This is a genomic window from Bacillus thuringiensis (genome assembly GCF_001595725.1).
GTDB lineage: Bacteria > Bacillota > Bacilli > Bacillales > Bacillaceae_G > Bacillus_A > Bacillus_A thuringiensis_K.
In genome coordinates, this window is record NZ_CP014282.1 from 1,636,054 (window position 1) to 1,657,556 (window position 21,503).

Sequence of the window (21,503 nt, forward strand, 5' to 3'; positions counted from 1 at the left end):
CTATAATAGCAAAATAGAAGAAGTATAAGAGTAATTTTACCATATTTTTCAAGAAAATTCCGAAAAAACAATTAATTTTTACGTATTTCTTATTTTTATGTGAATATTACAAGTGCCTCTGGTAGTGGTGGGATGAATCTGATTCATGATACGTTAGCGTCAATGGGAGGGATAGTTTCACTTGTAAATATGTTTTTAGGAGGCTTGTTCAGATTGGGTCCAACTGTTAAGTTTTTAACAAAAATTTCACTTTCTTATTTAATAAAAACAGGATAATCCGCATTTTATAAGAATCATCCTGTTTTTATTGATACATTAAAAAATCGGCGGAGTAACAGAAAACAAAACAATGGCATTTTTTTTAAAATGATTCACCCATTTATGTTTTAAATAAGCAGGTATCTTTACACTGTCGCCAGTTTCTAATACGTATTCTTCCTCATTTAAATATAATGTGATTTTCCCATCTAAGACAAATGCCAATTCTTCTCCTTTATGTTCTAGCACATTTTCTGATGAAGCTGTATTAGGCGGGATAGTCATAATTGCTGTTGCTAAATTTCCAGTGAAATCAGGTGAAAGCATTTCATATGATAAATTATCGATAATCATTTTCTTTCGTTTATGGGAACGTACAATTAAATCGTCTGTATTTGTATCTTCAAGTAAAAAGCTAAATGTTGGCACATCAAGAGCTTTAGCAAGCACTTTTAATGTTTGAATAGAAGGGTTAGCGGACCCGCGCTCAATTTGACTTAACATAGATGGTGTAATATCAGCCATCTTTGCTAGTTCTTTACTAGTTAAACCTTTTTCTTTTCTTTGTTTTTCAATTTTTTTACCGATATCTATATTTTCCATAATGAAAATCTCCTTAATAATTATTAAATTATATTTAAAAAAATTAAATTAAAATTAACTTAATTGAATGATTTGTGTTAAACTATATTAAAATTAATTTAATTATAATTTATTAAATCGTAAGCTACAAGGTGATGAGGAGGAAGAGAAATGAAGGAAATAGAGAAATTAAAAGAGGAATATCCACTATTAAAGAAATTAATCGCAACAGAAGAAGTATTTTGGATAAATCCAAACATAGAAAAGTATGAAACAGCAATAAAAGGTACACCATTGAATGAAGAGAATGTAAAAGATGCGGAAGAGAGATTAAAGCGTTTTGCGCCATATATTGCGAAAGTTTTTCCTGAAACGAAAGGGACGAACGGCATAATCGAATCACCTTTAGTGAAAATACCTTCTATGAAAAAAGCTTTAGAGACAAATTACAAGCAACCTATTTTAGGAGAATTATTATTAAAATGTGATAGTCATCTCCCGATATCAGGATCAATTAAAGCTAGAGGCGGCATTTATGAAGTGTTGAAACATGCTGAGCAACTAGCATTGCAGCACGGAATGTTAACAGAAGAAGATGATTATTCCATTTTAGATAGTGATACATGTAGAGAGTTTTTCTCGAAGTATTCAATTGCGGTAGGTTCTACAGGGAATTTAGGACTTAGCATAGGAATTATGAGTGCGAATCTAGGTTTTAATGTAACCGTTCATATGTCAGCAGACGCAAAAGAATGGAAGAAAAGTTTATTAAGAAGTAAAGGTGTAAACGTTATTGAATATGAAGATGATTATAGCAAAGCAGTAGAAGAGGAAGACGACAGGCGGATGCGGATCCTAGCTGTTATTTTGTAGACGATGAAAACTCACATGATCTATTTTTAGGATACGCAGTAGCCGCATCACGATTACAAAAGCAATTAGAAGAGTTAGAGGTTGTAGTAGATGAAGATCACCCTTTATTTGTTTACCTTCCGTGCGGAGTAGGAGGAGGACCGGGCGGCGTAGCATTCGGTTTAAAGTTATTGTATAAAGACAACGTTCATTGTTTCTTTGCAGAGCCAACACACTCACCATGTATGTTACTCGGCTTAATGACAGGCCTTCATGACAAAATTGCCGTTCAAGATATCGGAATTGATAATGTAACAGATGCGGATGGACTTGCGGTAGGAAGGCCATCTGGATTTGTCGGTAAAACGATGGAACCATTTTTGAGTGGGAATTACACAGTAAGTGATGAAGAGTTATATAGATTGTTAAAAGAACTAGCTGATACGGAGAATATTGGTTTAGAGCCTTCTGCACTAGCAGGTATGATAGGGCCAGTGAAAGTATGTAAAGAAGATGAGTATTTACAAAAGCAACAGTTAACAGAGAAGGTGAAAAAAGGTACTCATATTGTGTGGGGAACGGGTGGAAGTATGGTTCCAAAAGATGTAATGAATGAATATTATAGGAAAGGTTTGGAGTTAACGGTATAAGAAAAATGAGGCTAATTGTAGCCTCATTTTTTCATGTACATAAAAATCTTTGTTATTTTCACAATAGTTCTTTATAGTATATATAAAGGATAACTAATATTGAATAAATACAACAAAAAAGCTTTATTTTACATAATAAGAGGATGTGTATACGATGTCATTACAGACTAAATATATAGCGGGTATTTCGCTTGGGGTTATGGGTGTCGGCTTCGCGGCTTCTATCCCTTTTCAAGGAACGGTAGCAGGAGAGATTATACAAGGGGGATTTGAAGCTGGATTGGTTGGCGGGCTTGCAGATTGGTTTGCGGTTACTGCTTTATTCCGTCATCCGATGGGAATTCCAATTCCGCATACAGCGTTATTACCTAAAAATCGTAAACGAGTAACGAAAGGGCTCATTCATACGTTAGAAAATGAATGGCTGACGAAAGAAAGTATTACGAATAAAGTAAAAGAGATGCAGTTAGCACAAATGGTACTGCAAATTGCTGAGAGAGAAATGCAGTCTGATGCTGTGAAAAAGGGGATTGTAACGATTGCAGAGAAAGCAATTGTAACAATAGATACAGAAAAGTTAGCTGTTATTATTGAAAAAGAATTAAAAACATATTTACATACAATTAATACAAGTAACATTTTACAAGTGCTTGTTGATCAATTAGTTGTGCAAGAATATGATGAAAAGACACTTGATTACATATTAGTGAAGGTAAAAGATTGGACCGCGCAAGATGAAGCTCGTTACCAGCTCGGTAGCTTAGGTATGAAGGCGATGGAAAATATAAAAGTAGATGGATTCTTGCAGTTTACTTTGAAATCATTTATGAATATTGTAGATGAAGATAAAATTGGCGGCATTTTGCAGAAGTTTATCATTAGTAATATTAACAGCTTACAAGAGGCTGATAATACCACAAGACAACTTATATTAGCGAAGATTCGTCAAGAAATTATCAATGTAAAAGAAAATGAAGCCTTATTAAAGGAATTAGAAAATTGGAAAGAAAAGTGGATTGCGAATTGGGATGCTACTGACAAAATAAAAGAGATGCTAGAGCAAGTACAACAAAGAGCAGTTGCTTTTGTAAATAATGAAGAATTTGCTGATAAATATGTTATTCCATTTTTACAAAAACAAATGAATAAAATAAAAGAAGATGAACAGATAGTTCAAAAAATAGAAGATTGGTTACAAAAACAAGTTGTGAGTCTTGTTGAGAAGAACCATTCGAAAATTGGTAAGCTTGTACAAGAAAACCTTGATAAGTTAGATGATAAAACGTTAATCGAAATGATTGAAAATAACGTCGGTAAAGATTTACAGTGGATCCGAGTAAACGGGGCTGTTTGCGGATTTATGATTGGATTAGTGTTAGAAGGAATTAAAGCGATTATATGAGAAAAACCTTCCGCAATTGCGGAAGGTTTTTTATTTTTCGATAACGCTCATATTCAAATTATAAGTTTTCTCAATATTTAACTTGTACGTCCCATTTCCAGTTTTAATCGAATTTTTATACCAATGTTCTTGCTCGTTTAATTCTGGATGTTCTTCTGAAGAATTATTTTCTTTTTTCGTTAAATCTTCTACTTGCTCCCAAGGTGTGTTTCCGTGTATTTCTTTTTGATTCGTTATTGCTGTTAAAGATACATCACTTTCTTTTGCAAGATGGACAGACACTCTTGAGCTTTCCTGTACAAACCAATTATTTTGTAATTGACCTGGATAAAGAGATAGTTCGTTATTTGAAGCACGGATTTCCACATTTTTATTTTGCGGAAGAACAAGCGTTGGTTTCACCTGTGGTGCTGAATTAAATAACGTATGCTGAACAGGTAATGATTTTAAAGTGATATACATCGTTTCTCCAGCCGTTTGAACTGAAAGGAAATCATCTTGTTTTAAATTGAGTTTTTCATTTGCTTTCGTTGTCATTTCATAAGTTCCCAAAAGATGAATTTGATTTGTATTATTTCCCTCTATCGTTAGAGGCTGATGTCCTGCATCTACTACGATTTTTTTGATAGATTCAGGTATATCAAATTGTCCGTCTGGAATATTACTCGTTTGCCTCGTTGTGTTAATAGAGTGACGAACTTCTTCTAGTAATCCAGTTGATAATAAACAGTAAAAAGCAATTCCGACGCTTCCTAAAACGCCGATAAAGAAAATACTAAAAATATCATATTTAATAAATGATTGTTCCTTCTTAGAAAATAGAAGGTATAGTAAAACTTCGGCTCCAAGTATGATGAGTAAAACTGGCCACCATGCAGTTAGTGTATCTAATACTTGAATTCCTTTTACGACTGAAAATAGTAAAAAGCATCCTAACGATATAATAGAAAGCCCCATTGAGAATGTTCCAACACGCCAAGTCCTCATTCGCTTGTCCCACCTTTGTTTTCTTTATTTCCAAGTAACAATTTAAAGCCGCCGCCAATTAAAAGGAGCGCAACGATAGATGTTTGGAAATAGCGATAATATAGTTCACTAAGATGAATATTAAATATAGTTACAAAATAATCATTCAAAATAGGAAGGACTGTTTGATCTAATAAATAATAAACACCGAGTGTAATTAATCCGATACCAATCCATCTTTGATGATTTATAAAATAATCGATAATGGGTTCGTCTTGTACTCGTTCTTTTCCGTATTTTGCTGTTTGCTGTAAAGCATCAAAAAAGCTATAGAACCAAATGATTGGCACTAAAAATAAAAACGCAGAAAGTCTTAATAAGTCGAGTAAATAAATAGATAGTAAAAAGGCTGCCATAAGCTGAAGACCACGGCGTTGTAAGCCTAAATACATATGACCTGCACCAGGGAACATAGCTAAAATAGAAGCAAATGTTTTACTTTTCTTTCCCTGCTCTCGATGTTCTTCAAAATCTTCGAAAATAGTACGATCATCTAATTGCTCGCCACGTTCTTTTTTCTGGAGTTGCTGAACAACGTCAAAGAAATTGTAAATCCATAAAACAGGTAATGTAATAAGGAAGATAAGAAAACTTTCTTGCGATGTTAAAAGTGCAACGAAAATGATCATACTTCCGATTCCTGTGCAAGCTACTAAAAATGTAAGTCCGCGTTGCATAAGTCCTAATTGAAAATGGCCAAGTCCAGGGATGATGGATAAGAGAATGATATAAAATCGTTCGCTCTCTTTAGAGGATTCTATGAATTCTCCGGCAGCTTGTTTTTTCGATTGATTAATAATAGTGATAACTAAATCTAATAAATTGATTGCCCATAACACGACTAGTAAAAATAGAGAAAGAAAAGCAATATCACGGGCTCCTAATGCTATTGTACAAAATGCTGCAAAGATAAATAGAAATACAGCCCCTCCGCTATATAAAATAAACCGTCCAAATTTCTTTAAATATAAATGTCCAAGCCCAGGAATTAGCCCTAATACAAGTGCTAAAAAGGGATTTTTATTCATGCTTTGAACCTCCGTCCTTTTTCGATGTGTCTACCGATTTGTTTACAATTTGTTGTGAGATAGAAGACTCGTTATGTTTTGAAGATTTCTCTAAATTTGATGTCGCTGTAAAAATATACTGAAATAAACCACTTACCATAAAAATAATTGTAGCCGCAGTCGCAATTATGTAGTGAATGATCGTGCGCTTTAGTGAGGTTGTTTTTATATTTTCATTAGACTGTAGTGTTTCAAAATTAATTTGCGTCATAACTTCGTTCGTAAATGAATCATCATTTATCATTGGAAGGTTTTCATGTTGTTCATCAATACTTTCCATATAAAGTGCTAAACAATGATCACATTCATAAAGATGTTCTTCCATAGATTCACGTTCATTGCTTTCTATAAAATCTAATGTATAATTGCGCCAATCTTCTTTTGAATAATGCATCATAGAAACTCTTCCTCCTTCCAATGTTTTTTAATCCATTTTCGTGCTCGATACAGTTTCATTTCGACTGTTTTTACTTCGATGTTTTCCTGTAAAGCAATTTCTTGATAGCTCTTTTCTTCTAAGTAATGTGCGAGAATGACGTCACGGTAATTTTCGGGAAGTTCTCGCAGTTTTTGGGCAATGAGTAATTTTTGCTCTTTCGTCAATAATAAAGCCTCAATATTATGAGAGGACTGTATATTTTCCTCAGCTTCTTTACATAAGAAGAGTTCTTCACTTTCTCTAGCTTTCTTTCTCTTATAATCAATAGCGTGATTGGTGGCAATACGTGCCATCCACGTTTTTAATCCACGAAATTGATAATGTGGGAGAGAGGCGTGAATTTTTACGAATACTTCTTGTGTAACATCTTTCGCATCTTCTTCATGTCTTAAAATAGAAAAGATAACTTGGAAAATATAGTGACGATATGTTTGCACAAGGACACGAAAAGCATGTTCGCTTCCTTGTTGTGCTTTTTCAATTAATTGTTTTTCCTCAATGGGTCTCTCCCTCCTTTTTGACGCATTCTATTATATAGACGTAAAGAATGATAAGTCACCCTACACATTTTGTAAAAAAAGAATAATATATTTTTTGCAGAAGAGCTAGATGAAAAAAAGTGTGAAAAAATGGTAAGCAGAAGTATATAATGAGCAAGTAGGAAATGTTACACGGAGAAAGGATGTGAATGTTAGTAGGGGAAGGGCCATGCTAACAAACATGAAAATTAAAATATTAATAGCGGATGATAACTCTTTTATTAGAGAAGGCATGAAAATTATTTTAAATACATACGAAGAGTTCGAAGTAGTAGATACTGTAAATGATGGGGAAGAAGCTGTAGCATATTGTAAAAAGCATGAAGTTGATATTGCTCTTTTAGATGTTCGTATGCCAAATATGAACGGTGTAGAGGCGACGAAGTTCATTTGTGAAGAGACGAAAACAAAACCGCTTATTTTAACGACGTTTGATGATGATGAATATATTTTGGATGCAGTAAAAAACGGTGCGAAAGGTTATTTATTAAAAAATAACGATCCGGAGCGTATTCGTGATGCAATAAAAGGAGTATATAACGGTCAAACTGTTATGCAAGATGTTGTCCTCGATAAAATTAAGTCTAATTTAATGGAAAGTAAAGAGGAAGAATGTAAAATTGATAAGAGCCTTTTCACAGAAAGGGAGCTTAGTATTATCGCATTAATTGCAAAAGGTTTCTCAAATAAAGAAATTTCGAAACAGCTTTTTATATCTGAGGGAACAATTGCAAATTATATTACGTCAGTTTTAGGGAAAACTGGACTTGAACATCGCACACAAATTGCGATTTATTACTTAACAGGGAAAGTAGATTAATGATATGGAATTTTGGTTAACTGTAAGTAAATTAATTGTCTTTATATATATTGTGTTCAGTTACATACATTCAAATGTTACGAACTTACCATGGGTTATATTTGCTTTGCTTTTATATCTTTCTGTAAACGTGCTAATCTCTATATTAAAAAAAGATACGTACAAAAAAATATTGATTTGTATTTCAATTAGTGTAGTTATGTTATTAACATGGAGGGTTCATCCGTTTTTTATTTTGTTTTTACCTTTGAATTTATACGAAATTACATTCCATTACATAGACAAGAATTGGTCACACTTTGTTATTATGATGCTTCCAATTACAATTACAGATGAAAGCATTCGAATGACTTATGGATTAATTGTTGCATTTTCTTTTCTCGTTTTAACTATGGCAGATCGATATATATCACGTGTAGTAAAGCTTGAATCGCAAAATGATAAGATGCGAAAAGATATGCAACGACTTACGAAAAGCTTACATGAAAATAAAGAGTACATAAGACAATCAGAATACACATTTAAGTTAGAAGAGAGAAATCGATTATCACAAGAAATTCATGATAAAATTGGTCACTCGATGACAGGCGCATTGATTCAAATGGAAGCAGCAAAGAGATTAATGGGGATAGATAAAGAAAAATCTGCGGAGTTATTACAAAATGCAATTCACATTTCAAAAGATGGAATTGAAAGTATTCGCATTACATTAAAAAATATGAAGCCACCAACTGAGCAAATTGGCATTCACCGTATGAAATTATTCATAGAGGAGTTTGCTAGTAAGCATGATGTAAACATTCCTTTCGTATATAAGGGAAACTTAGATATGATTTCTCCCATTCAGTGGAAAATTATTGGTGAAAATGTTACAGAGGCATTAACAAATGCGATGAAATATGCTGATGCGACAGTTATTTCTATAGATATTCATGTACTTAACAAGATGGTTAAGGTGCAAGTGAAGGATAACGGAAAAGGCGCAGCCCTTGTTAAGAAAGGTCTCGGTATTATGGGGATGGAGGAGCGAACAGCGTCTGTAAACGGAAAAATTATTGTAGATGGAACAAGTGGTTTTTTAGTGACGATGTTGTTGCCGATATAAGAGAATGGGACGAAGATGAACCATCTCATATGAAAAAAGTGAATAATCTCATGTGAAAAGAATGAACTTCTGCACTGAGCAGGTTCATTCTTTTTGTTTATACTAATAGCAGAGAAACCGAAATAGGGGTGAAATGATGAATACATTAGAAATTAAAAATTTAACGAAAAAATTTGGTGATTTTATCGCAGTTGATAATATGTCTTTATCTATTAAAGAAGGAGAAATATTTGGCTTTTTAGGATCAAATGGTGCTGGTAAGAGTACAACGATAAATATGATTGCTGGTTTGTTAAGAAGTAATGAAGGCGAAATTAGCATACTAGGAAAAAATATAAAGAAACATAATCGATTTGCAAAAATGAATATCGGAATCGTTCCGCAAGATATTGCGATTTATGAAGAGTTAACTGCCTATGAAAATGTGAAATTCTTTGCTGGATTGTATGGGTTAAGAGGGGTTGAACTAAAAGCAAGAGTAGAGGAAGCACTTCAATTTGTGGGGCTTAGCGATAAACATAAGAGTTACCCGAAAAACTTTTCTGGTGGGATGAAACGAAGACTGAATATAGCTTGTGCAATTGCTCATAGACCGAAGTTAATTATTATGGATGAACCGACAGTTGGAATTGATCCGCAGTCAAGAAACTATATCCTTCAGTCTGTTCGGAAATTAAATGAAATGGGAAGCACGATTATTTACACGAGCCACTACATGGAAGAAGTGGAAGAGATTTGTACAAAAATCGCAATTGTCGACCACGGTAAAGTGATTGCAGAAGGTACGAAAGAACAGTTAAAAGCGATTATTACAGATACGAAAGATATTTGGATTGAAGTGAAGTCAGTAGAAAATTTAGATGTAGAAAAGTTAAAAGAGATAAACGGTGTGAAAGCTGTTCAAATTGAAGAGAACGTAATCAAGGTAAACTCGGATGCAGGATTAAATAATTTAAATAAAATTATTCAGCATTTCATTAATCACGATATTGAAATTCGTTCGTTAGAAGAGCAGGCACCGAATTTAGAAACTGTATTTCTTACGTTGACTGGAAGAAACTTACGAGATAAATAAAAAGTAAATGAAGAAAAGGTAAAGGGAGGTTCATCAATTGAACATCTTCAATATTGCAGTTATGCATATTAAAAGAGATTTCAGAGACGTAAGAACTTTAGTTTTTATGTTAGCATTTCCGGTTGTACTTATGCTTGTGTTAGGAACAGCGTTAACGAATGCATTTGATAGCGATAGTCAAGCGATTAAAGATATACAAGTGCTCTACAAAGATGAAGCGAGTAGCACATTTTCTCAATCGTTCGAAGCATTTACGAAAGAAGTCGATAAATCGGGTATTCATTTTAAAAAAGCTTCCGAAGGTATAGATGGGAAAGAAGAAGTGAAGCAAAATAAATATGCTGTTTATGTAGAGTTAAATAAAGATGGTGCAAAATTGTACGGAAGTGACAAAAGTAGTATTGAGGGGAGTATTGTGGAAGGAATGCTTACAACATTTGTTGATAAGTACAATGTAGCGGCCGAAGTTGCAAAAGTAGATCCTACTAAGGTGAGCACAGTTATTTCAAACGGAAATCATAATGATTATATAAAAGAAACATCCTTACAAGCTACGAAAAAACCAGGTTCCATGGATTACTATGCGATTGTAATGACAACGATGATTGCATTATATGCTGCAATGGGAGCGAGTTCTTTAATCCGAGGAGAACGCATACGTAAAACAGGAGATCGTCTCATTGCTGCACCTATAAGTAAAGCTGAAATATTTATTGGAAAAGTACTTGGTAGCCTAGTAGCGAACGCCCTTTGCGTATTACTTGTCATGTTATTTAGTAAATTTGTATTTCAAGCGAATTGGGGCGACCACCTTGGAATCATATTTATTATTTTATTAACACAAGTCTTTCTAGCAATTAGCTTCGGTTTAGGGATCGGGTATATTACGAAAACAGCTGAATCATCGAGAGCAATTATTCTTGTTGTTATACAGTTAGCTTCTATTTTTGGTGGTGCATACTTCGTAGTAGAAGAAAATTTAGTTACGAACTTATCACCATTAACGTGGGCAAACACAGCTGTCATGAAAATTATTTATGCAAACGATGTAGGAGCGACACTGCCAGTAATATGTTTAAATCTTGGGATTTCAGCACTCTTTTTATTAATTGCAATTATTGCATTACGTAGACGGGAGGGGCTATAGTATGAAAGATATTTTATGGCTCATACAAAAAACGCTATCTGTCCTTTTGAAAAATAAAAAAGGGTTATTCATTATTATTAGTTTGCCGATAATCGGAACACTCATCTCTTTTTCGATATACGGAAATGCGGGGCAAGGCACGTTAAATATCGGGATTGTAAATAAGGAAAATGAGCTGATAGTAAATGATACGATAAAGTTCTTAGAAGGATTAAATCATGTGAAAGTGAGTAAGGTTAAGGAGTCGGAAGTAGAAGATAAACTCACTTCCAAAAAACTTGATGGAGTTATTACATTACATTCTGGTTTTTCAAAAAGTGTTCGAGAAGGGAAACCTAATCATATCGAGATTGCATCGATTAAAGGTGATCAAGTAACAGTATTTATAAAATCATATTTATATAACTATATTGATAATGTAGCAGCTATTAGTAAAGTAGCAGGAACAGATCAAAGTACATTTGATACTATGTACGCAGGGTATCAAAAAAGTGCATTTAAGATGAAAACTGAAACGCTAGAAGATACTTCGAAAAATAAAGATATGACAAACCAAACGATGGGTTACCTTATTATGTTTATGCTGTTTTCAGCAGCGAACTTATCAGGTTCTATTTTAAAAGAAAAAGAAAATAGAACGTACTTTAGACTCTTATCAACACCGATAGATGGGAAGAGATTTATATTATCTAATGTCGGAGTAAATATGATGATGCTAACAGTACAAATTCTAATTACAACCCTATTCCTAACGAATGTTTTTCATACGAATATCAATATGCCTTTCATAGTGATGATTGGCGTACTCATGCTATTTGCTTTAATAGCGATTGGAATATCATTAGTTCTTGTTGCTTTTTCGAAAAACTCAGCATCGGCAAATACGATGCAAAATCTGGTCATTGTACCAACTTGTTTACTTGCCGGATGTTATTTTCCATATGACATTATGCCAAAAGCGGTACAAAAAGTAGCTGATTTCCTTCCGCAGCGTTGGTTGCTAGACACGATAGCAAAACTACAGCAAGGAATCCCATTTTCAGAGTTGTATGTAAACATTTTAATCTTATTCGCCTTTGCGGTAGCATTCTTCTTAATTGCTATTTATAAGTTTGGAAGAAATAATGATGCGAGAAACTTTGTTTAATATGAAAAGGGTGTGACGTTAAGTCACATCCTTTTTTGTATGAAGCATGAAATCTGAATTTGAATGCCAAAATAGAAGGGTGGAAAGAAAAATGAGCGGAAGGAAATCAAAATGATTAAAAAAATATTACGAGTTACTTCTATTATTATTGCTATTTTCGCTTTTATTTTAATTTGTATGCATATTGATGTTACTTTAGGTAGGAAAATGGAAACTGGGAAAAACATGCCAACAGAGTATGCACCTCATTATAGTGATTTTCAATTATATGTAGAAGGAAAGTCATTTTATAAACAGTTATTTACTGATATAAAAGAAGCGAAACAATCTATTTACACTTATTTTTTTATTTTATCGGATGATAAAAGCAGTCATACTTTTTTAAACTTATTAAAAGAAAAGGCAAGAGAAGGAGTAAACGTATATTTATCTGTCGATTTACTTAACGATTTATCATTTGAAAGAAAGATGAAAAAAGAATTACAGAAAAATGGTGTGCATTTTACATATAGTAGAAAACAGGAATTACCATTCGGGTTTTATTCCCTTCATCATCGTAATCATCGCCGAATTACAACAATTGATGGAGAGATTGGTTATACAGGTGGTTTTAATATAGGAGATGAGTACTTAGGGAAAGATAAACACTTTGGGTACTGGAGAGATTATCATGTACGGGTAAAAGGGGAAGGTGCAAAAGATTTAGAGGAACAATTTGCTTTAGATTGGAAACGAGATACGAAAGAAGATATAAAGAGAAGTACGAATAAAGCTAGTAAAGGGAATACATTACATACTATGGTTAGTTATAATGGGCATCACGTCGCTGAAAAATATTTAGATCTTATAAAACAAGCTCAGCACTCCATTGTAATTGCAACGCCGTATTTTATAGCGAAAAATGAAGAATCAATGAATGCTTTAATCGCAGCGCAAAAGCGTGGTGTTACAGTAAAAATACTTTGGTCATATAAACCAGATCTACCTCTTATAAAAGAAGCGGCGTATCCATACATACGTCAAGCTGTTAATAATGGGATTACTGTATATGGGTATAAAAAAGGAATGTTCCATGGCAAATTAATGCTTATTGATAATGAATTAACCGTTATTGGCACAACAAACTTTACTTCGCGTAGCTTTAATATAAATGATGAAATGAATTTTTATATTCATGGTGGTCCTATTGTAGCGCAAGTTAATACAGTGTTAACAGAGGATTTTCGTGATTCGAAAGTAATGACGAAAGAGTTTTTTGAGAAGTTATCTTTTTGGGAGCGTTGTAAGGAGAAATTTGCGAGTTTGGTGGATTTTTATTTATAAAGTTTAAAGAAAAGGGGGTCTTTTATAGACACCCCTTTTTTATGAGAACTAATTACTTTTCATGCACAAGCAATGAAGCATCATCATTAATCAACGTCCCTACATGCTCCCCTAAACAAATTCGTTTCATCACTCCAGGCTCATCAAAGTTAAAGACATGTGCTGGTAAATTGTAGTCCCGGGCAAGCAGTAATGCTGCTTGATCCATGACTTGTATATTTTGTCTAACAACATCATTATAGTTTAGTTTGCTGTACATTTTTGCTGATTTATTATGCTTTGGATCACTTGTAAAGACGCCATCGACACCTTGTTTTGCGACTAATATGGCATCGCTATTCATTTCAATAGCTCTTTGTACGCTTGGATAATCTGTCGTCACGAACGGTTGCCCGTTTCCGCCTCCAAAGATAACGATATAGCCGTTATCTAAATGGTGGACTGCACGCAAGCGAATGTATGGTTCAGCTACTGCATTGAATGGAATGGACGTCATAACGCGTACTTCTCTATTTGTTTTACTTGTTAAAACACCGCGAAGCATTAAGCTGTTAATGATTGTACCTAGTGTACCGATATTATCAGCTTCTACGCGATCAATTCCCCACTCTTCAGCTAGATGCCCCCTAAAAATGTTACCGCCACCGATGACGATGGATACTTCGATATCCAAATCAACAATGGATAAAATTTCGTTTGCGATATGTTCTAATCGTTTGGAGTTAAAGCTATTTCCAGTTTGATCGGCAAGTGCACCGCCGCTTAATTTAATTAAGACACGTTTATATGACCTCATAACAATTCCCCCTATATAGATCGCAATAAAAAAGGAACAAAGGCGAATGCCTTTGTTCCTTTTTAAGAAAATGAAAAAGAAAAGAAGAAGATAGGACGAATTTTTTCACGTAACTTTTCATACCATCCACTCCTTTTCATTTTAATTTGTTTTAAGTATATATCTTTTTGATTATACGAAACAATCTGATTACTTATCAAGTTTATTTTATCGTTTTTTAACAAAATGGTGTCAATGAAAAAAAGAAGAAAAATATTTGAATTTTTTGTGACGAACTTGTAGGTTTTTGTATGATTTTGTAGGTTCGCTTATAAGATGTGTGAGTAGCTTTTATAAATTCAAATTGAAAGCGTTCGCATGAAGGGGATGAACATAAATGAAAAAATTCGGATTGGCAACACAAATTTTTGTCGCGCTTGTTTTAGGGATTGTAGTAGGGGCAGTCTTTTATGGCAATAAAACGGCGATTTCTTATATCACACCAATTGGGGATATATTTATTCACTTAATTAAGATGATTGTAGTACCAATTGTTATTTCAGCATTAATTGTTGCAGTAGCTGGTGTAGGAGATATGAAGAAGCTTGGGAAACTGGGTGGTAAGACAATTCTTTATTTTGAAATTATTACAACGATTGCTATTTTAATGGGATTACTTGCAGCGAATATATTCCAACCAGGTACTGGTGTTGATATGAGTAATTTACAGCAAAGTGATATTTCTTCTTATAAACAAACAGCAGATGCAACAGAGAAGAAAGGTTTTGCTGAGACAATTGTTCACATTGTACCGAAAAACGTATTTGAATCGATTGCACAAGGTGACCTATTACCGATTATATTCTTCTCAGTATTATTCGGTTTAGGAGTTGCGGCAATTGGGGAAAAAGGAAAGCCTGTCTTTAACTTCTTTGAAGGTGTACTCGAAGCGATGTTTTGGGTTACAAATCAAGTCATGAAATTTGCACCATTTGGTGTATTCGCCTTAATTGCGGTTACGGTTGCAAAATTTGGTGTAGCAACACTACTTCCTTTAGGAAAACTAGTGCTAGCTGTATACGTAACTGTTATACTATTCGTTGTGATTGTATTAGGTATTAATGCACGAATGGTTGGCGTAAACATTTTTACATTAATGAAAATTTTAAAAGAAGAACTAATTCTTTCATTTACGACAGCAAGTTCAGAAGCTGTTTTACCTAATATAATGAGAAAAATGGAAGAGTTCGGTTGTCCAAAGGCAGTTGCCTCTTTCGTAATTCCGACAGGTTATACATTTAACTTGACTGGATCGGCTATTTATCAAGCGTTAGCGGCATTGTTTGTTGCACAAATGTACGGTGTACACATGTCACTAACGGAGCAAATAACGTTATTATTCGTTCTCATGTTAACATCCAAAGGTATGGCGGGAGTTCCAGGTGCATCGTTCGTTGTTGTATTAGCAACGTTAGGTTCAATGGGGTTACCACTAGAAGGTATCGCGTTAATTGCGGGAATTGACCGCATTTTAGATATGATTCGCTCATCTGTCAATGTATTAGGAAATGCATTAGCGGCCATTGTTATGTCAAAGTGGGAAGGCGAATTCGATAATGAGAAAGCAAAACAATATGTAGAAACAGTCAAAGAAACAAAAGCAGCATAAGAAATCGTTAAGGAGTGAATAATCATGGCAACATTAACTGAAGTTAAAAATGGTGTTCGAATTGAAAAAGATTTTTTAGGTGAGAAAGAAGTACCAAACTATGCATACTACGGCGTACAAACAATGCGTGCAGTTGAAAACTTCCCAATTACAGGATACAAAATCCATGAAGGTTTAATTAGAGCGTTCGCAATTGTAAAAAAAGCAGCAGCGCTTGCTAATACAGATGTAGGAAGATTGGAATTGAACAAGGGTGGCGTGATCGCAGAAGCTGCTCAAGAAATTCTTGATGGAAAATGGCATGATCATTTCATCGTCGATCCAATTCAAGGCGGAGCAGGTACTTCAATGAATATGAACGCAAATGAAGTCATTGCCAATCGTGCTCTTGAATTATTAGGAATGGAAAAGGGAGACTATCATTATATTAGTCCAAATAGCCATGTAAATATGGCCCAATCAACAAATGATGCATTCCCAACGGCGATTCATATCGCAACGTTAAATGCATTAGAAGGCTTATTACAAACGATGGGTTATATGCATGATGTATTTGAATTAAAAGCAGAACAGTTTGATCATGTTATTAAAATGGGGCGTACACATTTACAAGATGCGGTGCCAATTCGTCTTGGACAAGAGTTTAAAGCATACTCTCGCGTACTTGAGCGTGATATGAAACGAATTCAACAATCGCGTCAACATTTATATGAAGTAAATATGGGGGCAACTGCAGTTGGTACAGGCTTAAATGCAGATCCAGAATATATTGAAGCAGTTGTAAAACATTTAGCTGCAATTAGTGAACTGCCACTTGTTGGTGCAGAAGACTTAGTAGATGCAACGCAAAATACGGATGCATACACAGAAGTATCAGCAGCACTGAAAGTATGTATGATGAATATGTCTAAAATTGCGAACGACCTTCGCTTAATGGCATCAGGTCCACGTGTTGGTTTAGCTGAAATTATGTTACCAGCTCGTCAACCAGGTTCTTCTATTATGCCAGGGAAAGTAAACCCTGTTATGCCAGAAGTTATTAACCAAATTGCGTTCCAAGTAATTGGTAATGACCATACAATTTGCCTTGCTTCAGAAGCAGGACAATTAGAATTAAACGTTATGGAACCAGTACTTGTTTTCAACTTACTTCAATCGATTAGCATTATGAATAACGGTTTCCGTGCCTTTACAGATAATTGCTTAAAAGGAATTGAAGCGAATGAAGATCGCTTAAAAGAGTATGTTGAGAAAAGTGTAGGAATTATTACAGCCGTGAACCCTCATATCGGTTATGAAGCAGCAGCTCGCGTTGCGAAAGAAGCAATTGCAACAGGCCAATCCGTTCGAGAACTTTGTGTGAAAAATGGTGTATTGTCACAAGAAGACTTAGAGTTAATTCTAGATCCATTCGAAATGACACACCCAGGGATTGCAGGAGCAACTCTTTTAAAGAAAAATTAAAAGAAGAGGGGGACAATCCCCTCTTTTTTGTTTACAATATAGAAATGCTATATATGAATAGAGGTAGGGATGTTATGAGCAAGTTTACAGTAGCTTCTAATGGTGCATTAGAAACAACATTAAGAGGAGCAGAAGTATTATCAACACCACTTTTAAATAAAGGGGTAGCTTTCACGCAAGAAGAGAGAGAAGAATTAGGTTTAAAAGGGTTATTACCGCCAGCGGTTTTAACGTTAGAAGAACAGGCACGCCGAGCATACGAACAATTTAGTTCTCAGCCGGATGATTTATTAAAGAATGTATACTTAACTGCGTTACATGATCGAAATGAAGTATTATTTTATCGTATATTAACAGATCATTTACGAGAAATGTTACCGATTGTATATACACCAACTGTCGGTGTAGCAATTCAAAGATATAGTCATGAATATCGTAAACCACGTGGTGTTTATTTATCAATTAACGATCCATCAGGTATCGAAGAAGCATTTACGAATATCGGTGCAACAGCTGAGAACATTGATTTAGTCGTTGTAACAGATGGAGAAGGTATATTAGGAATTGGTGACTGGGGCGTTGGTGGTATTAACATCGCAATCGGAAAATTAGCTGTTTACACTGCTGCAGTTGGAATCGATCCTAGTCGTGTATTACCGGTAATTTTAGATGTAGGTACAAACCGTGAGGAGCTATTAAACAATCCATTTTATATTGGAAATCGTCACCCTCGTATAACAGGTGAAGCTTACGATGAATTTATTGATACGTTTGTACAAGCGGTAAACAAACAATTCCCGAAAGCACTTTTACATTGGGAAGACTTTAGCTCTCGTAACGCACGAAAAATTTTAGATAAATATCGTCATGATGTTTGTACGTTTAATGATGATATTCAAGGTACAGGTGCAGTTTCACTTGCGGCAGTATTATCGGCAGTGAAAGCTTCTGGTGTACCGCTAAGTGAACACCGTGTTGTTGTATTTGGTGCTGGTACGGCTGGAATCGGTATCGCAGATCAAGTTAGAGATGCGATGGTCCGCGTAGGCGTATCTGAAGAAGAATCATATAAGCGTTTCTGGTGTATTGATCGTAACGGGTTAGTTACAGATAATATGGAAGATCTTCTTGATTTCCAAATTCCGTACGCAAGAAAAGAAGCAGAAGTAAGTGAGTGGAAGCAAAATGATGTGATCGGACTTGCTGAAGTTGTGAAATATGTAAAACCGACAATTTTAATTGGTACATCTACTGTTGCAGGTGCATTTAAAGAAGAGATTATTAAAGAAATGGCTTCTCACGTAGAAAGACCAATCATTTTACCAATGTCGAATCCGACGCCACTTGCTGAAGCAAAACCAGCAGATTTAATCGAGTGGACAGAAGGAAGAGCGTTAGTTGCAACAGGAAGTCCATTTGAACCAGTTACATATAACGGTGTAACGTATGTGATTGGACAATCAAATAATGCACTTATTTTCCCAGGGCTTGGTCTTGGAACAATTGTAGTACGAGCAAGCGTCATGACGGATGGAATGTTCGCAGCAGCTGCTGAAGCAGTTGCAAGTATGGTAGATACAAGTCAGCCAGGAGCACCTATTTTACCAGAGGTCGAAGAATTACGTAATATCTCAGAAATGGTTGCAATTGAAGTAGCTAAAGTTGCAGTTGCAGAAGGTGTTGCAAGAGTGAACTTAAGTGATAACGATATTAAGATGGCAGTGAAAGAAGCAATGTGGAAGCCAGAGTATCGCCAAATAAAAGCGGTAGAAAAGGTTAGAATATAGAAAAAAAGCCCGTTTATAACAATAAGCGGGCTTTCGCTTTTACTACTGAAAAAAAGTATAGGAAGTGTCACCTTTGAATTGGAATCAATTATGGAAGAAAGATATGTCCCTTTTAATTATATTAATGGTCGTTGTTCCGATTGCTGGGGAGCTGAACTTTCATCCCTTTAATGATACGTTTCGAGTTAGCTTCGGTACACCGCTATTCTTCTTTTTATTATTATTTTTAAGAAGAGTACCAGCAGGAGTTGCAGGTATTCTTGTTGGGATATCTGTAGTCTTATTCCGAGTATGCCTTGACTGGATCATGCAAGGTTCATTTCATATGACAGAATCATTTTATTTGCGTTATCCTGTGTTCTTCTATTATTTTATTTATGGCAGTCTTTTTTCGCTTTGCAGGGTAAATAAGTTCCATCAGAAACCAATCATTATTGGATGCCTTGGAATTTCAATTGAAATTGTTGCAAGTATGTCAGAACTTGCGTTTTATCACATGTTAGTACTAGGTACAACAATAACGATTTCTGAAGTAAATAAACTCATCATTATTGCTATTTTTCGTAGTTTCTTTGCACTTGGTTTTTTAAATATGATGAATTTATATGAAACGAAATTAAAAGAATCGCAAGTTCGAAAAGAAAATGAAAATATGTTAATGCATCTTTCTAATTTATATGTAGAATCTGTTCATTTGAAAAAGACGTTACAAAATGCGGAGTTAATTACACAAGAAGCATATCAACTATATCGAAATTTACAAGTAAGCGCTGATTCAAGTAGTAAAACAGCATTGAAAATAGCAGGGGAAGTGCATGAAATAAAAAAGGATAATCAAAGGATATTTGCAGGGTTATCTAAACTGTTATTAGATAAAAATGTGGCTGAATATGTAGAAGGACATGAGTTAGCAGAAATGATTGTTAGAATAAACGAGAAGTATGCCGAAATGCTAGAAAAGGATATACGTTTTTCTAAACATATAGAAGGTGAGCATGCTGCATACCACGTGTATACAGTTCTATCAATCTTTAATAACTTAGTTTCGAATGCAGTTGAAGCAATTGAAGATAAAGGTGTCGTTATTATTAAGCTATATAAAAGAGAGCAACATATATTTTTTGAAGTAATTGACGATGGACCTGGTATTGCACAAAAGTATAAGAAATTAGTATTTAAGCCAGGATTTACTTCCAAGTATGATCAAACGGGAACACCGTCAACTGGTATTGGGCTTTCTTACATAAATGAAATGGTAACAGAGCTAGGCGGAGAAGTGAGATTAGAAGACCGAGAAAATAAAAGAGGATGTAAGTTTATCGTTTGTTTACCAGAGGATAGTTTAAAGCGGGAAGGGGAATAGATTTGTTTTATTATATCGTAGACGATGATGAAGTTTTCCGTTCGATGCTTTCGCAAATTATTGAAGATGGAGACCTTGGAGAAGTAATTGGTGAGGCGGATGACGGAGCTTTTATTGAAGCGGATCAACTAAATTTTAAAAAAGTAGATATTTTATTTATTGATTTGTTGATGCCGATGAGGGACGGAATTGAAACAGTTCGTCACATTGCGTCAACTTTCACTGGGAAAATCATTATGATTTCTCAAGTGGAATCGAAGCAGCTTATAGGTGAGGCATATACACTTGGTGTAGAATATTATATTACAAAACCATTAAACAAAATCGAAGTTGTATCTGTTGTACGCAAAGTGATGGAGCGTATTAGATTGGAGCGTTCTATACATGATATTCAAAAATCATTAAATAACGTGTTTCAGTGGGAAAAACCGCAATTGCGTACTGAACCAGTGCAAGAAGGAAAAAAGATAGGAGATTTAGGGCGCTTTTTACTATCAGAACTCGGTATTGCGGGAGAGAATGGAAGTAAAGATTTACTTAGTATGCTGGAATATTTATATGGTCAAGAAAAGGCACAGACATTTGAGTTTGGCTTTCCTGCGTTAAAAGAAATTTTTCATCATATTACGATAAGGAAGCTAGGGGATTTAGCTTTAGATGCGGATATTGATAAAGAGAAAAAAGCGTCTGAACAAAGAGTACGTCGAGCTATTTATCAGTCGTTAAATCATTTGGCTTCTTTAGGATTAACAGACTTTTCAAATCCAAAATTTGAAAGCTATGCTCCAAAATTTTTCGATTTCACCGTAGTTAGAAAACGTATGACAGAAATGACGAAAGATGAACTCGCATCTTCTGGTCATACGCGAATTAATACGAAGAAGTTTATTCAAGTGTTGTATTTTGAGGCGAAGAGGTTGATGGAGATAGAGTGAAGAAGATGCTTATAAATAAGCATCTTTTTTGTTAAATCAACATTTTATATTTTCTCGTGGAGCATGTAAAATGTTAAG

General features: G+C 34.7%; 18 protein-coding genes and 1 pseudogene. 13 read left to right on the forward strand and 6 right to left on the reverse strand.

The features are described from left to right. Positions 1 to 315: 315 nt before the first annotated feature. Positions 316 to 861, reverse strand: a complete 546-nt coding sequence (locus tag AXW78_RS08370; protein ID WP_061883987.1) for a helix-turn-helix domain-containing protein — start codon at positions 859 to 861, stop codon at positions 316 to 318. Positions 862 to 1,011: 150 nt separating this feature from the next. Here AXW78_RS08370 and AXW78_RS08375 point away from each other — a divergent pair. Next, positions 1,012 to 2,342: pseudogene (locus AXW78_RS08375) on the forward strand (D-serine ammonia-lyase). A 154-nt stretch (positions 2,343 to 2,496) separates the two neighbouring features. After that, on the forward strand, positions 2,497 to 3,744 hold the full coding sequence (locus AXW78_RS08380) for a DUF445 domain-containing protein (protein WP_000058310.1): 1,248 nt from the start codon (positions 2,497 to 2,499) through the stop codon (positions 3,742 to 3,744). 30 nt (positions 3,745 to 3,774) lie between these two features. On the opposite strand, the gene exsE is transcribed toward AXW78_RS08380, so the two are convergent. From exsE to AXW78_RS31905, 4 genes are read right to left on the reverse strand one after another with little or no spacing between them, the layout of a single operon-like run. Next, positions 3,775 to 4,731 carry an exosporium protein ExsE gene (gene exsE / locus AXW78_RS08385; RefSeq protein ID WP_001261421.1) on the reverse strand — a complete coding sequence of 319 codons (957 nt, stop codon included), beginning with the start codon at positions 4,729 to 4,731 and terminating at the stop codon, positions 3,775 to 3,777. Then, positions 4,728 to 5,798 (reverse strand): hypothetical protein, encoded by a 1,071-nt coding sequence (locus tag AXW78_RS08390; protein ID WP_001039097.1) that lies wholly within the window; start codon positions 5,796 to 5,798, stop codon positions 4,728 to 4,730. Before AXW78_RS08390 ends, exsE begins: the two co-directional genes overlap by 4 nt. Further along, on the reverse strand, positions 5,791 to 6,234 hold the full coding sequence (locus AXW78_RS08395; RefSeq protein ID WP_000972351.1) for a hypothetical protein: 444 nt from the start codon (positions 6,232 to 6,234) through the stop codon (positions 5,791 to 5,793). The genes AXW78_RS08390 and AXW78_RS08395 overlap by 8 nt, the downstream gene beginning before the upstream one ends. Continuing rightward, positions 6,231 to 6,713, reverse strand: coding sequence for an RNA polymerase sigma factor (locus AXW78_RS31905; RefSeq protein ID WP_231122438.1), 483 nt, complete (start codon positions 6,711 to 6,713; stop codon positions 6,231 to 6,233). The genes AXW78_RS08395 and AXW78_RS31905 overlap by 4 nt, the downstream gene beginning before the upstream one ends. A 283-nt stretch (positions 6,714 to 6,996) precedes the next feature. On the opposite strand from AXW78_RS31905, the gene AXW78_RS08405 reads away from it, so the two are divergent. The 6 genes from AXW78_RS08405 (at position 6,997) to AXW78_RS08430 (ending at position 13,432) form a co-directional block, all read left to right on the forward strand. After that, the gene (locus AXW78_RS08405) at positions 6,997 to 7,635 is read left to right on the forward strand and encodes a response regulator transcription factor (RefSeq protein WP_000694093.1); all 639 of its coding nucleotides are present in this window, start codon (positions 6,997 to 6,999) and stop codon (positions 7,633 to 7,635) included. Positions 7,636 to 7,639: 4 nt separating this feature from the next. Further along, a complete protein-coding gene (locus tag AXW78_RS08410) occupies positions 7,640 to 8,740 on the forward strand; it encodes a sensor histidine kinase (RefSeq protein WP_000397657.1) in 1,101 nt (366 codons plus the stop codon). Positions 8,741 to 8,876: 136 nt separating this feature from the next. Beyond that, positions 8,877 to 9,815, forward strand: coding sequence for an ABC transporter ATP-binding protein (locus AXW78_RS08415; RefSeq protein ID WP_001093829.1), 939 nt, complete (start codon positions 8,877 to 8,879; stop codon positions 9,813 to 9,815). 37 nt (positions 9,816 to 9,852) lie between these two features. Beyond that, positions 9,853 to 10,962: an ABC transporter permease gene (locus AXW78_RS08420; protein WP_061883988.1), complete on the forward strand. Its 1,110-nt coding sequence runs from the start codon at positions 9,853 to 9,855 to the stop codon at positions 10,960 to 10,962. Between the two features lies 1 nt (position 10,963). Then, positions 10,964 to 12,109: an ABC transporter permease gene (locus tag AXW78_RS08425; protein WP_046945425.1), complete on the forward strand. Its 1,146-nt coding sequence runs from the start codon at positions 10,964 to 10,966 to the stop codon at positions 12,107 to 12,109. Positions 12,110 to 12,220: 111 nt separating this feature from the next. Then, on the forward strand, positions 12,221 to 13,432 hold the full coding sequence (locus AXW78_RS08430) for a phospholipase D-like domain-containing protein (protein WP_061883989.1): 1,212 nt from the start codon (positions 12,221 to 12,223) through the stop codon (positions 13,430 to 13,432). Positions 13,433 to 13,484: 52 nt separating this feature from the next. Here AXW78_RS08430 and pyrH read toward each other — a convergent pair whose 3' ends face one another. Further along, positions 13,485 to 14,228: a UMP kinase gene (gene pyrH, locus AXW78_RS08435; protein WP_001258266.1), complete on the reverse strand. Its 744-nt coding sequence runs from the start codon at positions 14,226 to 14,228 to the stop codon at positions 13,485 to 13,487. Between the two features lie 376 nt (positions 14,229 to 14,604). On the opposite strand from pyrH, the gene AXW78_RS08440 reads away from it, so the two are divergent. The 5 genes from AXW78_RS08440 (at position 14,605) to AXW78_RS08460 (ending at position 21,425) form a co-directional block, all read left to right on the forward strand. Next, entirely contained in the window at positions 14,605 to 15,876 is a 1,272-nt protein-coding gene (locus tag AXW78_RS08440) for a cation:dicarboxylate symporter family transporter (RefSeq protein WP_000713293.1), read from the forward strand. Between the two features lie 24 nt (positions 15,877 to 15,900). Next, entirely contained in the window at positions 15,901 to 17,340 is a 1,440-nt protein-coding gene (gene aspA / locus AXW78_RS08445; RefSeq protein WP_000224200.1) for an aspartate ammonia-lyase, read from the forward strand. A 74-nt stretch (positions 17,341 to 17,414) separates the two neighbouring features. Then, a complete protein-coding gene (malS, locus tag AXW78_RS08450; protein ID WP_033703526.1) occupies positions 17,415 to 19,127 on the forward strand; it encodes an oxaloacetate-decarboxylating malate dehydrogenase in 1,713 nt (570 codons plus the stop codon). 64 nt (positions 19,128 to 19,191) lie between these two features. Further along, a complete protein-coding gene (locus tag AXW78_RS08455) occupies positions 19,192 to 20,490 on the forward strand; it encodes a sensor histidine kinase (protein ID WP_080345681.1) in 1,299 nt (432 codons plus the stop codon). A 2-nt stretch (positions 20,491 to 20,492) separates the two neighbouring features. Next, positions 20,493 to 21,425: a response regulator gene (locus AXW78_RS08460; RefSeq protein WP_000500301.1), complete on the forward strand. Its 933-nt coding sequence runs from the start codon at positions 20,493 to 20,495 to the stop codon at positions 21,423 to 21,425. Positions 21,426 to 21,503: the final 78 nt, after the last annotated feature.

Excerpts from the sequence above, each read along its gene's own strand:
- AXW78_RS08370 (WP_061883987.1), bottom strand. The coding sequence starts at position 861 with ATGGAAAATATAGATATCGGTAAAAAAATTGAAAAACAAAGAAAAGAA.
- AXW78_RS08380 (WP_000058310.1), top strand. The coding sequence starts at position 2,497 with ATGTCATTACAGACTAAATATATAGCGGGTATTTCGCTTGGGGTTATG.
- exsE (WP_001261421.1), bottom strand. The coding sequence starts at position 4,731 with ATGAGGACTTGGCGTGTTGGAACATTCTCAATGGGGCTTTCTATTATA.
- AXW78_RS08390 (WP_001039097.1), bottom strand. The coding sequence starts at position 5,798 with ATGAATAAAAATCCCTTTTTAGCACTTGTATTAGGGCTAATTCCTGGG.
- AXW78_RS08395 (WP_000972351.1), bottom strand. The coding sequence starts at position 6,234 with ATGATGCATTATTCAAAAGAAGATTGGCGCAATTATACATTAGATTTT.
- AXW78_RS08405 (WP_000694093.1), top strand. The coding sequence starts at position 6,997 with ATGAAAATTAAAATATTAATAGCGGATGATAACTCTTTTATTAGAGAA.
- AXW78_RS08410 (WP_000397657.1), top strand. The coding sequence starts at position 7,640 with ATGGAATTTTGGTTAACTGTAAGTAAATTAATTGTCTTTATATATATT.
- AXW78_RS08415 (WP_001093829.1), top strand. The coding sequence starts at position 8,877 with ATGAATACATTAGAAATTAAAAATTTAACGAAAAAATTTGGTGATTTT.
- AXW78_RS08425 (WP_046945425.1), top strand. The coding sequence starts at position 10,964 with ATGAAAGATATTTTATGGCTCATACAAAAAACGCTATCTGTCCTTTTG.
- AXW78_RS08430 (WP_061883989.1), top strand. The coding sequence starts at position 12,221 with ATGATTAAAAAAATATTACGAGTTACTTCTATTATTATTGCTATTTTC.
- pyrH (WP_001258266.1), bottom strand. The coding sequence starts at position 14,228 with ATGAGGTCATATAAACGTGTCTTAATTAAATTAAGCGGCGGTGCACTT.
- AXW78_RS08440 (WP_000713293.1), top strand. The coding sequence starts at position 14,605 with ATGAAAAAATTCGGATTGGCAACACAAATTTTTGTCGCGCTTGTTTTA.
- aspA (WP_000224200.1), top strand. The coding sequence starts at position 15,901 with ATGGCAACATTAACTGAAGTTAAAAATGGTGTTCGAATTGAAAAAGAT.
- malS (WP_033703526.1), top strand. The coding sequence starts at position 17,415 with ATGAGCAAGTTTACAGTAGCTTCTAATGGTGCATTAGAAACAACATTA.